At 71.9% G+C, this 13,432-nt stretch carries 11 protein-coding genes; 5 read left to right on the top strand and 6 right to left on the bottom strand.

Going from position 1 to position 13,432, the window contains the following annotated elements:
- Positions 1–138: 138 nt before the first annotated feature.
- The 3 genes from ACZ5C2_RS13900 to ACZ5C2_RS13910 all read left to right on the top strand — a co-directional run bounded on the left by ACZ5C2_RS13900 (position 139) and on the right by ACZ5C2_RS13910 (position 2,673).
- Positions 139–345, top strand: coding sequence for a hypothetical protein (locus tag ACZ5C2_RS13900; protein ID WP_468789875.1), 207 nt, complete (start codon positions 139–141; stop codon positions 343–345).
- Positions 346–486: 141 nt separating this feature from the next.
- Positions 487–1,725: a PP2C family protein-serine/threonine phosphatase gene (locus tag ACZ5C2_RS13905; RefSeq protein ID WP_468789877.1), complete on the top strand. Its 1,239-nt coding sequence runs from the start codon at positions 487–489 to the stop codon at positions 1,723–1,725.
- A 243-nt stretch (positions 1,726–1,968) separates the two neighbouring features.
- Complete coding sequence (locus ACZ5C2_RS13910) at positions 1,969–2,673, top strand: S1 family peptidase (protein WP_468789879.1); 705 nt, start codon at positions 1,969–1,971, stop codon at positions 2,671–2,673.
- Between the two features lie 101 nt (positions 2,674–2,774).
- Here the strand turns inward: ACZ5C2_RS13910 and ACZ5C2_RS13915 are convergent, their stop codons facing one another.
- The 3 genes from ACZ5C2_RS13915 to ACZ5C2_RS13925 form a co-directional block, all read right to left on the bottom strand.
- Positions 2,775–3,851, bottom strand: coding sequence for a lytic polysaccharide monooxygenase auxiliary activity family 9 protein (locus ACZ5C2_RS13915; RefSeq protein ID WP_468789881.1), 1,077 nt, complete (start codon positions 3,849–3,851; stop codon positions 2,775–2,777).
- 203 nt (positions 3,852–4,054) lie between these two features.
- The gene (locus ACZ5C2_RS13920) at positions 4,055–5,191 is read right to left on the bottom strand and encodes a glycoside hydrolase family 12 protein (protein ID WP_468789883.1); all 1,137 of its coding nucleotides are present in this window, start codon (positions 5,189–5,191) and stop codon (positions 4,055–4,057) included.
- A 266-nt stretch (positions 5,192–5,457) separates the two neighbouring features.
- Entirely contained in the window at positions 5,458–6,480 is a 1,023-nt protein-coding gene (locus ACZ5C2_RS13925) for a LacI family DNA-binding transcriptional regulator (RefSeq protein ID WP_468789885.1), read from the bottom strand.
- 972 nt (positions 6,481–7,452) lie between these two features.
- Between ACZ5C2_RS13925 and ACZ5C2_RS13930 the strand changes: the two genes are divergently transcribed.
- Positions 7,453–9,015: a vWA domain-containing protein gene (locus ACZ5C2_RS13930; RefSeq protein ID WP_468789887.1), complete on the top strand. Its 1,563-nt coding sequence runs from the start codon at positions 7,453–7,455 to the stop codon at positions 9,013–9,015.
- 103 nt (positions 9,016–9,118) lie between these two features.
- On the top strand, positions 9,119–11,035 hold the full coding sequence (locus tag ACZ5C2_RS13935) for an AMP-dependent synthetase/ligase (protein WP_468789982.1): 1,917 nt from the start codon (positions 9,119–9,121) through the stop codon (positions 11,033–11,035).
- A 25-nt stretch (positions 11,036–11,060) separates the two neighbouring features.
- On the opposite strand, the gene ACZ5C2_RS13940 is transcribed toward ACZ5C2_RS13935, so the two are convergent.
- The 3 genes from ACZ5C2_RS13940 to ACZ5C2_RS13950 are packed head-to-tail and all read right to left on the bottom strand — an operon-like array spanning position 11,061 to position 13,425.
- Complete coding sequence (locus tag ACZ5C2_RS13940) at positions 11,061–11,633, bottom strand: GNAT family N-acetyltransferase (protein WP_468789984.1); 573 nt, start codon at positions 11,631–11,633, stop codon at positions 11,061–11,063.
- 48 nt (positions 11,634–11,681) lie between these two features.
- Entirely contained in the window at positions 11,682–12,209 is a 528-nt protein-coding gene (locus tag ACZ5C2_RS13945) for a DUF1990 family protein (RefSeq protein ID WP_468789986.1), read from the bottom strand.
- Positions 12,202–13,425, bottom strand: coding sequence for a cysteine desulfurase-like protein (locus tag ACZ5C2_RS13950; RefSeq protein ID WP_468789988.1), 1,224 nt, complete (start codon positions 13,423–13,425; stop codon positions 12,202–12,204). Before ACZ5C2_RS13950 ends, ACZ5C2_RS13945 begins: the two co-directional genes overlap by 8 nt.
- Between the last annotated feature and the right edge of the window lie 7 nt (positions 13,426–13,432).

A 13,432-nucleotide genomic window follows, 5' to 3' on the forward strand; every position in this document is an offset into this window, starting at 1 on the left:
CTAACCTCCCCCCCCTCCCTCTCCCCCCCCACCCATCCCCACCCCCCCCCCCCCCCCCCCCCCCCCCCCCCCCCCCCCCCCCCCCCCCCCCCCCCCCGGCGCACACGGCCGTATCCTCCCTCCCCCGGAATGACCGCCATGCCACGCCAGCACGAGTCCCGTGAGCACCCTCCCCGACCGCAGGATCTGATCGACGAGGTCGTCGTCCGCTTCGACGCCTACGCCCGGGCCCGTGCGGCACGCGAGAGCCTCTTCCCGACCGCGCGTACGACTCCACGCCAGGAGCAGCGGGCTTTCGACGATCTGCAGGCCGCCGTCGCACGCCTGCGCAGCAGCCTCGGCTGAGCGACGCCCGGCGCGAGTGGCCCGCGCGGAGCACCTCCCGGGCGACGTCTGCCGCGAGCCGACCGCCCGTCGTTCGGAACTTGGGCGCATAGTCGAAGACAGGGATGAGCGAGAGTCGGCGGACGGACCTGGAGAGCGCACGTGACCACACCGCGGATCGACTACCGGACGTTGTTCGCCGCGACGCCCAGTGCCTATCTGGTGCTGACCCCCGACCTGGTCATCGTCGAGGCCAACGAAGCGTACCTTCGGGTCACCGGCCGGACCAGGGACGAACTCCTCGGCCGGCGCCTCTTCGAGGTCCACCCCGACAATCCGGAGGATCCGACCGCCGACGGGGTCCGCAACCTGACCGCCTCCCTGCACCGGGTTCTCCGCCTGAGGAAAACGGACACGATGGCGGTGCAGAAGTACGACCTCGTCGTCCCCGGGCACCCCGGGGTGTTCCAGGCCAGGTGGTGGTCCCCCGTCAACACACCCGTCCTGGGACCCGACGGAGAGGTCCAGTGGATCATCCACCGGGTGGAGGACCTGACGGATTTCATGCTGTCCCATCTCCGGGCCGAGCTGTCAGGCGCGGACAGTGATCGAGACGATCCTGAGGCAGAGCTCTTCACCCGCGCGCAGGACCTCCAGCGTCTGAACGAGGAACTCCGGGAGGCCCACGACCGGGAACGCCGGACCGCCCTCACCCTGCAAGAGGCCATGCTGCACTCCCCCGACCTGGCCGCGCACGACGAGATCGCCGTGCGCTACATGCCCGCCACCCGGTCACTCAACGTCTGTGGCGACTGGTACGACGTGATCGACCTGCCCGATGAGAAGTTCACCGTCGCGGTCGGCGACGTGGTCGGCCACGGTCTGGAGGCCGCTGCCGTGATGGGTATGCTCCGCAGCGCCCTGTCCGCCGCGGTCCGGGCCGTCCCCGAACCCGGCCAGGCCATGGACATCCTCAGCGGGTACGCCCGTACGTTCGAGGGCGCGCTGGCGACGACCGCGGCCAAGGCGGTCGTCGACCGCCGCAATCGCCACATCACCTACACCAGCGCCGGCCACCTCCCACCGGTCCTGTGCCGCCCGAACGGCACCGCCGTCCTGCTCGACCAGGCCACCGACCCCCCGCTGGGGGTTCTGACCGACCAGAAGCCCCGCCCCCAGGCCACGGTGTCCTACACGCCGGGCGACACCCTTGTGCTGTACACCGACGGTCTCGTCGAGCGCCGCGGCGAGGACATCGACGCCGGCCTGCTCCGCCTCACCGACGCCGTGGCCCGCCACGCCCGGCTGAGTCCCGACGACCTGGCCGACACCCTGCTCGCCCGCCTCGGCGTGGCGGACGGCGGACCCGACGACATCGCCTTGATCGTCGTCCGCCTGTAGCCCGGCCGTCCTGTCGGGGAGCGCCGGGTCGCCCTCATCCCTGCCCGGGTATAGCACCGCGCTATCCCCAAGTGTGAGTACCGCCGTTCAACGATTCTCCGGGATTCTGGGCCAAGCCCTGATGAACTCGCCCGTCACGAAGGTGAGTTCCACAGGGCGCGGCCCTCGGGGCCGTCACCCCCACACCCACACGCCCGTCCGGCGTGTCTCCCGAATCGAGGAACCTTGCGCATATCAAGGCTCATGCCCGCTGTCGCCGCGGCAGCGGTCTCCGTCCTCGCGCTTCTCGCCCCCAACGCCAGTGCGGCACAGGCGCCGGCACCCCCGGTCACCCAGGGCCCGCTGCCCATCATCGGCGGCGGGTACGCGGGCAGCGGCCCCTGGGCCGCCCGGCTGTTCTCGAACGGCAGGGAGACCTGCTCGGCGACGATCATCGCCCCCACCTGGATCCTCACCGCCAAGCACTGCGTCAGCGGCGGCGGGCTGTCGTTCCGCATCGGCAGCCTGGACCAGCACAGCGGCGGCACCGTCGCCAATGGCGTCCAGACCTACACTCACGGCTCGGACCTGGCGCTCGTCCGCCTCGACCGTTCCGTGTCGGCGACCTACGCCCGCCTGGGCCAGCCGGGCACCGTGCGCGTCGGCCAGAGCGTGCAGGTGTACGGCTGGGGTGCCACCTCCCGGTGCGGTTCCGAGGCCAACTGCCAGTCCCAGTACCTGAAGGTCGCGAACGTCACGGTCACCAGCGGGTGCAGCGACGCCTACGGCGGCTCCGCCATCTGTGCCCGCCGGGGCGACGGCATCACCGCCGGGGGCGACTCGGGCGGCCCGATGATGGCGAACGGCATCCAGGTCGGTGTCGCCTCCACCAGCGACCGCCAGACGACCACCGCGTACACCAACGTGACGGCGTACCGCTCCTGGATCCAGTCGGTCGCGGGCGTCTGACACGGACCGGGCACCCGTCGGGCCCCGCACCGCGTCGTGGACGCTGGTCGTGTGCGGGGCCCTTCGTGCCGGTCGTGGGGACGACGGCCCTCGGACGGGCGCTACGGTGCCACGCAGCCGATCGTTCCCGCCGGGAGGTCGTTGCCCGACGAGGTGGCCGTGAAGCCGAATGTCACGCTCCCGTCGGGCGCGATCACGCGGTTGTGGTCGACGTTCCTGACTGTCACGGTGCCGTCGGAGCCGGTGGACAGGGAGCCGTTCCACGCGCTGCCGATCCGGGCCCCGTCACCGGGCTTCCACTGTACGGCCCAGCCGTTGAGCGGTGACGTTCCGTGGTTCATCACCTCGACCGAGCCCTGGAAGCCGCCGTCCCAGGAGTTCACCACGTTGTAGACAGCCATGCAGGAGTCGGTGTGCGGGGGCGGATCCGTGGGAGTGGGGTCCGGGTCGGGCGTGCCGCCCGAGTCCCCGATGCCGGTGACCTCACCGTTTCCGCCGTCGAAGACGATGTCGGAGCACGAGAAGAAGTTCTCCTGGCTGTCCGATCGCACCCACTGCATGAAGATCAGCGCGTCGCCGGAGCGGCCGGAGGGCAGGTTCAGATCCCATTGGTAGTGACCGCCGTTGGTGCCCGGTGAGCCCTGCTGGGGCGGGTTGGTGACGGTCTGGATGAGCTCCAGGTCGTTCCATCCCAGCTGGGAGGTGGGCGACCAGCCGGGCTTGGTGAGATAGACCCGGAAGTCACCCGGGTGAGCGGCCCAGTTGCTGTACTTCACGTTGATCGTCGATCCGGACGTCAGATGCGTCCGGGGCCAGTCGGAACGGGCCGCGTTGTAGGCGGAGAAGTCGTACGGGGACCGGTCGCCGGCGCTGCAGAGCGTGCCGTCCGGCACGTAACCGGCGCCTCGTCCGCCGGCGTTGGAGTCCAGCACGGCGAACCAGTTGTACAGCGCCGTGGCGCCGCTCTGGTTCAAAGCGTCCCGGCACGCCGGGTTGGTGGGGTCCAGTGCCCCGGTGCCGGTGACGGCGTCGAGTTGGCAGAGGTACGTACGCGAACCGGGCATCATCGACACGCCGTGCGCCTGCGCGTCGTTCTGCCACAGGACGCTCAGGCCGAGCCCTCCGAGAAGGGTGGCCAGTACCGCTGCCAGGGAGACGAATCTACTGCGTAAGGCCATGGAATCTCCTGTGCCGGTGGTGGGTTGATCGGGCGGGGGTGGGCGAGAGGGAGAGGCGGAGGGGGTGGAACCCCTGCCCGTCCGGGGAGGGGCCTCGACCGGACGGGCAGGGGGCGCAAGCCGGGGCCGGCCCTGGCGGCGCAGGGAGGAAGAGCGGGCCCCGGAGCGGGAGGACACGACGGACGCAGGGCCCGCCGGACGTGTTACGCGGTCGTGCAGGCTGTGCCGTTCAGGCTGAATCCGTTCGGCTGCGCGAAGGAGCCGCTGTAGGTTCCCTGGAATCCGAAGCTCTGGCTTCCGCCGGGCGCGATCCGCGCGTTGCTGTCGGTCGCACGGGCCGTCACGGCTCCCGAGGCGGGGGTGACGGACGCGTTCCAGGCGTTGGTGACACGCTGGCCGGAGGGCAGGGTGAAGCCGAGCGCCCAGCCGTCGACGGGGGCCGAACCGGCGTTGTGTACGGTCACGTTCGCGGTGAAGCCGCCCGGCCAGACGTTGGTGGCGTACGACACCGTGCACGCCGCCGGGTCACCGGGGTCACCCGGGTCTCCGGGGTTGCCGCCGCCGGTCTCGATGCTGGAGGAGAAGGAGTTCACCGTGAGCCCCGCTCCGTTCTGCCAGGGCTCGAACCCCGCCTGAATGCTCGTCAGGTACCAGTCGTTCTGCGCCAGTCCGCGTGCGACGGTCTCCCGGACGAAGTCCATGACGTCGAAGCTCCAGCTGCCGATCGCGGACGGCGCGACGAACGACAGCACGTCGTTGGTCCCGTTGCCGCCCGACCACACCTGCCAGCTGCGTCCGCCCACGGTGGCCGTTCCGACCTGCGAACCGATCGGCTGGACCGGGCCCACCTTGTTGAACCAGATCATGATCTCGGTCCGGTTCACCCCGTCGGTCCGGGGCGTCGGGTCCAGCCAGATGTCGTACGAGGCGTTGTACACGGCGTCGCTGACATAGCCGTAGGAAATGCTGCTGGGCGCGCGGGAGATGTCGCCGAGCCGCGCGGGGAGCTCGGTCCCCGGCGAGCAGTTGGTGTAGTGGCAGCCGTTGAAGACCGACGGGTACGACTTGGGGGCGCCGTTGGTGGGCACCGAGCCGTCGGCCTGTGCGACGCGGAAGCCGGTGTCCGTGGCGGTGACGCACTGGGGGGCACTGGTGCCCCAGCGGTTGTTCTGGACGACGTAGCGCCCCTGGATGGTGGTCGATCCGTACTGTTCGCAGATCGTGGTGTCGGCCTGGGCCGGAGCCGTCGCGGTCACCAGCGCCGCGACCACGGCGAAAGCGGTGAGAAGTGTCGCGAACAGGCCGCGTGGGGCGCGGGTTCGGTGCCGTAACCGTCGCATGCGGGGGCCTCTCCAAGAGGGTGCGGGGGCAATCGGCGGGAGCGCTCCCGTCTCCCCATGTGATGGGAGCGCTCCCAAGTGGTTCGGGACCGGACTGTAGAAGGCTCACCTGTCCCTGACAAGACTGTGCGCGGAGATGCGTCGAATTCACTTCGAAGCCGCAGGTCAGCAAGATGATCCACAAGGGCACGCAGCTCGGGAGCGCTCCCGAAAACATTCGATGACCGTGATGCCCGCGCACGGGCGGTGGGGGCCGGCGGACGGGGTCAGGCGGAGCCGCGGAGCACCAGTTCCGTACGGAGGATGACATGCCGCCAGGCCACCGTCGTGTCCTCCATCTCCTCCAGGAGCAGCCGCACCATGGTCCGGCCGATGTCCTCCAGCGGCTGCCGTACCGTGGTCAGCTTCGGGTCGGTGTGCTGGGCGAGCGGGAAGTCGTCGAAGCCGATCACCGCGACGTCCTCCGGTACCCGTCGGCCGGCCGCACGCAGGGCGTTCAGCGCTCCCGCGGCCATGGTGTCCGAAGCGGCGAACACGGCGTCGATCTCCGGTGCCCGCTCGATGAGTTCGGCCGTCGCGCGGCGCCCGCTGTCCTCCGAGAAGTCGCCCTCGGCGATCCAGGAGGGCCTGCCCTCGACCCCGCCCCGCTGCAACGCCTCGCGGTATCCGCGCAGCCGGCACTGGGCCACGTACATGTCGAGGGGCCCGGTGATGGTCGCGATCGTGCGGCGGCCGGAATCGATCAGGTGCGTCACCGCGCTGCGGGCACCACCGGCGTTGTCCGCGTCGACGTAGGTCACGCCCTCGTCACCCGAGCGCCGCCCCAGCAGCACGGTGGGCAGACCCACCTCGGCGAGCATGTCGGGAAGCGCGTCCTCGGCGTGCACGGACATCAGCATGACGCCGTCGACCCGGCCGCCACGCGCGTACTCCACGAGGCGCCGGCGTTCGGCGTCGGTGCGGACCAGGGTCAGCAGCAGTTGCACCTTGGTGTCGGTCAGGGCGTCGCCGACAGACCGGACGATCTCGGAGAAGAACGGCTCGCCGAACATCCGCCAGTCCGGCTCCGTCATGACCAGGGCGACGGCGTCGGCACGCCGGCCCGCCAGCGAACGGGCGGCGAGGTTGGGGACGTAGCCCAGTTCGGCGATGGCCCGTTGCACGGCACGGCGCGTCGAATCCTTGACGCCCGCCGCGTTGTTGATGACGCGGGAGACGGTGCCCCGCCCCACACCGGCGAGCGCGGCCACCTCCTCGAGCGTCGGTGTGCCGGGACGCTGCCTGACCATGACCACCCCCACGAGACCACTCGATCTTACGGGGCCCGAGGCCCGGTACGAACGGTCCGCCCACGCGGCATCACCCCGGTTGCCGACCGGAGTCGGCGCATCGGCCCGGGGCCGCGCGTGCGGTCTCGGGCCCCACGTCCGGCGGACGGGTGTTCCGGGCCGGCGCGATGGCGTGACGGGCGGCACCACGGTCGGCCCGGTGCACGGGGGTCGGCACCGCGCTTCCGGCGACGAGGACCACGACGAAGAAGCAGCCGGACGCCGTCGCGCCGGTGAGCGGCGCGGGCATCAGGCCTGGGCGGTGAGGACGGCGCCGGGCGCCGGCACTCGCGACGCCCGGGCGTGGTGGCCGACGAGACAGCCGCCGGACACCCCGCTCACCCCCATGACCGGCCAGGCGGGCCGGCAGCCCGCCGCCGGCCGCCGGCCCGCCGTGCGAAAGCCGAATCCGTACGCGGCGCCGGCGAAGGCGGAGGCGGAGGCCAGGAAGAAGAGCGGCAGCGAGTCCGTGGTGGGTCAGGACGAACGGGGAAGGGAGCGTGGCGCAGTCGGCTCTCGTGACCGCGGACGGCGATCGCGTACAACCCGCCGGCATGACGGCACGGCGGACCGCCGACGCCGCGCCGGCCGTGAAGCCGGAGTGAGCGGCCGCAACCGCGCGGCCGGTCCCCGAACCGGGCCACCCGGGCGGGCGGCCCGATCGGTCCGCCGCACGGATCGCCACGCACCACCCGCGCCGGTCCGAACCGGCCGCGCATGACGTACGCCCCCGTACCGTTCGCCCCGGCCCGGCCCGGTTTCGGCCGCTGGGGCGTGAGACCGCAGGTCAACGGAGGATCACCCACCGGTCTCGGCAGGCCCTCTCCGTGCCCTCTTCGAGACACACCTGCAATGCTCCGTACCGCACGTTCCGGCCCGCCCCGCCGTCAGAGTCACAGAAGTCGGCATCAACCAACCAAGGGGGCACGGACGATGAAGTGGCACGGGACACGGCGGCCGGTCGGGGTGCTGCTCGCGCTCACGGCGGCGGGCGGACTGCTGATCAGCGGTTGCAGTGGGGAAAGCGACAACGGCTCCAAGGCGGGCGGCACCGCCTACGACCGCGGGGGCGGCGACTCGGCACCGCTGCCCGCTCCCGACCGCCCCCGGAGCTCGGGCGGACAGTACGGCGGTGAACGGCACGAGGGCGAGCAGGACTCACGTGACATCGCCCCCGCACCCGACTACCTGTCCACCTTCGCCCTGGACGTCGACACGGCCTCGTACGGCTACGCCCGTCGCACCCTCGCCGAGGGCCGGCTGCCCGACCCCTCGACCGTCCGTCCCGAGGAGTTCGTCAACAGCTTCCGGCAGGACTACGAACGTCCCGGCGGCGACGGCTTCACGGTCACCGTGGACGGCGCCCGCACCGACGAGGAGGACTGGTCCCTGGTCCGTGTGGGCCTCGCCACCAGGCCCGCCGACCCGGGCGGCGAACGGCCGCCCGCGGCCCTCACCTTCGTCATCGACATCTCGGGCTCGATGGCCGAGCCGGGCCGTCTCGACCTCGCCCAGGAGTCCCTCGGCACGATGACGGACCAGCTGCGCGACGACGACTCGGTCGCCCTCGTCACCTTCAGCGACGAGGCCGAGACCGTCCTGCCGATGACCCGGCTCGGCGGCAACCGGGGCGGGATCCACGACGCGATCGACAGCCTCGAGCCGACCGACTCCACCAACCTGGGCGCCGGTGTGAAGACCGGGTACGAGACGGCCGTCGAGGGTCTGCACAAGGGCGCCACCAACCGTGTCGTTCTCGTCTCGGACGCCCTCGCCAACACGGGGGAGACCCAGGCCGACGCGATCCTCGAACGCATCGCGGAGTCCCGGCGCGAGCACGGCATCACTCTCTTCGGCGTGGGCGTCGGCAGTGACTACGGCGACGCGCTCATGGAGAAGCTCGCGGACAAGGGCGACGGCCACACGGTGTACGTGTCCGACGAGGAGGACGCACGGGAGGTGTTCTGCGAACAGCTGCCCAGGAACATCGAACTGACGGCCCGTGACGCGAAGGCACAGGTCGCCTTCGATCCGGAGACGGTCGCCGAGTTCCGCCTCGTCGGCTACGACAACCGCCGGGTCGCCGACGAGGACTTCCGTGACGACCGCGTCGACGGCGGCGAGGTCGGTCCGGGCCACACCGTGACCGCCCTGTACGCGGTGCGCACCCGCCCGGGCGCGGAGGGGCACCTGGCCACTGCGACGGTACGCTGGCTGGACCCCGACGGCCGCACCCCGCACGAGGAGGCGGGCGACCTGGAGACCGGCGGTCTCGTCGGCTCCGTCTGGCGCGCGCGGCGCGGTCTGACGGTCACCGCGACCGCCGCCTACTTCGCCGACGCGCTGCGCTCCTCCGACCGCCGCTACAGCGCCCTTCCCGGTGCCCCCGGACTCGGCGAGCTCTCCGAGCGTGCCGGTTCCCTGGCGGACCGGACCGAGGACCAGGACATCCGCGCACTGGCCGAGGCGATCCGCGCGGCGGACCGTCTGGACTGACCCCGGCCCATTGACTCGTCCTTACGCACAGGTAAGTTTACTCCCGAGTAAGTAAGCACGGCAGCAACCAGCACGAGAGCACCAGCCGCGACCGGGAGCCGTCATGGGTGTACGCAAGGATCTGAAACGGGCGAAACGACGCACCGATCTGGCGGGTCGGGTCAGAGCCGAAACCGTCAGGGACGAGCGGGGCGTCGTCCGTGAGGCCCGTACGGCGGCTCTCGCCGCGCGGCAGACCACCGGCAGCACCGCCGACATCCCGTTCACCAACGCGGCCGAGGCGCCCGACACGGTGGTCCTGCGCCGCGAGGAAGCCGGCGCCTGGCACCCGGTCACGGCGGCGGCCTTCGCCCATGAGGTCACCGCCGTGGCCAAGGGACTGATCGCCGCCGGGCTGGAACCGGGCGACCGGGTCGCCGTGATGTCCCGCACCCGCTACGAGTGGACGGTCCTGGACTTCGCGATCTGGTCCGCCGGCGGCCAGACCGTACCGGTCTACGCGACCTCCTCGCCTGAGCAGGTGGAGTGGATCGTCCGTGACTCCGGCGCCCGGCACGTCGTCACGGAGACCCCGGAGAACACCGCCACCGTCAGGACGGGCACCGCAGCCCACGCCGCGCCGCCGCGCCTGTGGGAACTGGACGCGGGCGCCCTGGCCGATCTCACCGCCCTCGGCGAGGGCGTGCCCGACGAGGAGGTCACCAAGCGGCGTACGGCACTGGCCCCCGGGACCGTGGCTACCGTCTGCTACACCTCCGGCACCACCGGGCGGCCCAAGGGCTGCGTCCTCACCCACGCCAACCTGTACGCGGAAGCGGCCAACACGGTCGAGCTGCTGCACCCCATCTTCAAGGAGGTCACGGACCAGGTCGCCTCGACCCTGCTCTTCCTCCCGCTCGCCCACATCCTCGGCCGCACCCTGCAGATCTCCTGCCTGATGGCCCGGATCGAGATCGGCCACTGCCCCAGCATCAAGCCCGACGAGCTGCGGCCCCGGCTCAAGGCGTTCCGCCCGACGTTCCTGGTGGGTGTCCCCTATCTGTTCGAGAAGATCCACGACACCGGCCGGGCCACCGCCGAGAAGCTGGGCCGCGGCGCCTCCTTCGAGCGGGCCCACCGCGTCGCGGTCCGCTTCGGCGAGGCCCATCTGAACCGGTTCCTCGGCCGCGGCAAGGGCCCCGGACCCGGGCTGTACGCCGCCTGGGCACTGTACGACCTGCTGGTCTACCGCCGGGTCCGCAAGGAACTCGGCGGGCGCATGCGGTACGCCATCAGCGGCGGCTCCCCACTGGAGCGCGACCTCAATCTCTTCTTCTACGCGGCCGGAATCATGATCTACGAGGGTTACGGCCTGACCGAGACCACCGCGGCCGCCACCATCGTCCCGCCGCTGAGCCCCCGCCCCGGCACGGTCGGCCTCCCGGTCCCCGGCACCGCGGTCCGGATCGCCGACGACGGCGAGGTGTGCGTCAAGGGCGACATCGTCTTCGGGTCGTACCGCAACGACCCGGCGGCCACCGACGAGGTGCTCGACGACGGCTGGTTCACCACCGGCGACCTCGGCTCCCTCGACGAGGACGGCTTTCTGACCATCACCGGCCGCAAGAAGGACATCCTCGTCACCTCCGGCGGCAAGAACGTCTCCCCCGCCGTCCTGGAGGACCGGCTGCGCAGCCGCCCGCCCGTCGGCCAGTGCCTCGTCGTCGGCGACAACCGCCCCTTCGTGGCCGCCCTGATCACCCTCGACCCGGAATCGGTCGCCCACTGGCTCTCGGTGCGCAAACTGCCCGCCGGCACGCCGATGTCCGAGGTCGTCCGCGATCCCCGGATGCGAGCGGAGGTGCAGAAGGCCGTGGACTACGCCAACGAGGCCGTCTCCCGTGCGGAGTCCATCCGTGCCTTCGCCCTGGTCGAGGGCGAGTTCACCGAGGAGAACGGGCTGCTGACGCCCTCACTCAAGGTCAAACGGCAGGCGGCTCAGGAGATGTACTCGGCGGAGATCGCGGCGCTGTACCCCTGACCCGCGCGCGGGCCGCCCGGGTGCGTCAGCGCAGGTCGAGCCGCATCAGGACACGGGGGTGACCGGACAGGACCGAGGTCGTGTCGGCGGCATGGCTGAAGCCGGCCCGCTCGAAGTTCTTCCGGAGCCCGGCGTACGCCATCGTCAGGTCGACGCGGGCGTCGCCGTTGTCGAGGGGGTACGCCTCGACGGCGGGGGCGCCGTGCGCACGGGCGTACTCGACCGCGCCGGTGATGAGGGCGTGCGAGATGCCCCTCCCCCGGTGGCCGGGGCGCACGCGGATGCACCACAGGGACCAGACCGGCAGCCCGTCGACGTGCGGGATCTTGCGGTTGCGCGCGAAGGAGGTGTCCGCGCGCGGCGCGACGGCGGCCCAGCCGACCGGCTCGTCGCCGTCGTGGGCGAGCACGCCGATGGGCGTGCCCGTACGGCACAGTTCGGCGACGTACTCTCCCCGGGCCGGTCCGCGGAGCTCGTTGTTGAGCCTGGACGGGATGCGGTAACTCAGGCACCAGCAGACGCTGGCCCCGGGTGACTTGGGACCGAGCACGGCACGGACGTCCTCGAAGACGGAGGCGGGGCGGACTTCGATGGCCATACACCCACGATGCCACGCCGCGCGGGGCGGCGCCGTGCCGTACGGCGATCACGGCAGAGCGCGAAGGTACCGGGTACGGGCGCCGAGTTGGGCGAGCAGCAGGACGGGGAAGAGGAACCGCCAGGGGCCGGCCGGCGCCGCCCGGGTCAGTGAGCGGAGGGTCAGCAGGACCCGGCCTTCGTCGTCCCGGTGCACGATGAAGGCCTCCTCCCCGCTCACCGGGTGCCCCCGGCGGGTGCCGTACGCGAAACCGCACCGGTCCCCGGTCTCCACCACGGCGACGACCTCGACCGGCTCCCGGACGGCGAACGGGCCGACGCCCGCCGTGATGACGTACCGCCCGCCCTCCCGCACCCTGAGACCGCCTCCGTCGACGGGGACGACGGAGAAGCCACTGCGCCGTTTGACCTCCCAGCGCGCCACGGCGTCCGTGGCGGCCGTCCAGGTGTCCCCTCCCCGTCCGACGGTCACGGTTGTCTCGAACCGGCGGAACCCGGACGGGGACGCGGGCCAGAGCGGGATGTGCGGGGAGGTCGCACCGCGGGCGGAGTAGGTCAGGCCCGCGTCGTCACCCATGGGTCGGCGCCGTCCGGTCCAGGAAGGCCGCGAGACCTGCCAGGAGGCGGTTGACGTCCTCGGCATCGGTGTACGGGGCCAGGCCGATGCGGAGGCCGCCGGTGTCTCCGAGGCCGAGGTGGCGGGACGCCTCCAGGGCGTAGAAGCTCCCGGAGGGCGCGTGGATGCCGCGCTCCGCGAGGAAGCGGTAGGCGTCCTCGGTCCGGCGGCCGTCGAGCGTGACCAGCAGGGTCGGGGTGCGCCGGGCGGCCCGGGAGCGGACGGTGACCCCGTCGAGGGCCGCCAGGCCCTTCTCGAGCCGGGTCCGGAGCGCGGCCTCGTGCTCCTCGAGCAGCGCGTACGTCCTGGCCAGGCGGTTCCGGCGGTGGCCGTCCGACTGCCCGGAGAGACCGGCCAGGAAGTCGACGGCCGCACGGGTGCCCGCCAGGAACTCGTAGGGCAGCGTGCCGAGCTCGAAGCGCTCGGGAACGGCGTCCGCGGAGGGCAGCAGCTTGTCCGGGCGGAGGGTCTCCAGCAGTTCCGGGCGGGCGGAGAGGACCCCGTGGTGGGGGCCGAGGAACTTGTACGGGGAGCACACGAAGAAGTCCGCGCCGAGCGCCTCGGTGTCGACCAGGTTGTGCGCGGTGTAGTGCACGCCGTCGACGTAGAGCAGGGCGCCCACCTCGTGCACGATGCGGGCGATCTCGGCGATCGGGGGGATGGTGCCGATGAGGTTCGAGGCGGCGGTGACGGCGACCAGCCGGGTGCGTCCGGAGAGGTGGGCCCGGATGTCGTCGGCGGTGAGTTCGCCGGTGTCCGGGTCGAAGTCCGCGTGGCGGACGGTGGCGCCGGCCCGTTCGGCCACCTGTACCCAGGGGCGGATGTTGGCATCGTGGTCGAGGCGCGTGACGACCACCTCGTCGCCGGGTGACCAGTCGGCGGCGAGGGTGCGGGCGAAGTCGTAGGTGAGCTGGGTGGCACTGCGGCCGAAGACGACGCCCGCCGGGTCGGCGCCGAGGAGGTCGGCCATGGCAAGGCGGGCCTCGGTGACGACGGCGTCGGCGTTGCGCTCGCCGGGCAGCAGGCCGCCGCGGTTCGAAAGGGGCCGGGACAGCGCGGCGCCGATCGCCTCGATGACGGGCAGCGGCGTCTGGGTGCCGCCGGGGCCGTCGAAGTGCGCGGTGCCGGCGGCCAGCGCGGGCACCTGGGCGCGCAACGCGGTGAGGTCGTACGTCACGGGGGGG

This window comes from Streptomyces sp. NPDC031365 (assembly GCF_055569765.1).

Bases quoted from the DNA above. Each gene is read 5' to 3' on its own strand.
- ACZ5C2_RS13900 (WP_468789875.1), top strand. From the start codon at position 139: ATGCCACGCCAGCACGAGTCCCGTGAGCACCCTCCCCGACCGCAGGAT.
- ACZ5C2_RS13910 (WP_468789879.1), top strand. From the start codon at position 1,969: ATGCCCGCTGTCGCCGCGGCAGCGGTCTCCGTCCTCGCGCTTCTCGCC.
- ACZ5C2_RS13915 (WP_468789881.1), bottom strand. From the start codon at position 3,851: ATGGCCTTACGCAGTAGATTCGTCTCCCTGGCAGCGGTACTGGCCACC.
- ACZ5C2_RS13920 (WP_468789883.1), bottom strand. From the start codon at position 5,191: ATGCGACGGTTACGGCACCGAACCCGCGCCCCACGCGGCCTGTTCGCG.
- ACZ5C2_RS13925 (WP_468789885.1), bottom strand. From the start codon at position 6,480: ATGGTCAGGCAGCGTCCCGGCACACCGACGCTCGAGGAGGTGGCCGCG.
- ACZ5C2_RS13930 (WP_468789887.1), top strand. From the start codon at position 7,453: ATGAAGTGGCACGGGACACGGCGGCCGGTCGGGGTGCTGCTCGCGCTC.
- ACZ5C2_RS13935 (WP_468789982.1), top strand. From the start codon at position 9,119: ATGGGTGTACGCAAGGATCTGAAACGGGCGAAACGACGCACCGATCTG.
- ACZ5C2_RS13940 (WP_468789984.1), bottom strand. From the start codon at position 11,633: ATGGCCATCGAAGTCCGCCCCGCCTCCGTCTTCGAGGACGTCCGTGCC.
- ACZ5C2_RS13945 (WP_468789986.1), bottom strand. From the start codon at position 12,209: ATGGGTGACGACGCGGGCCTGACCTACTCCGCCCGCGGTGCGACCTCC.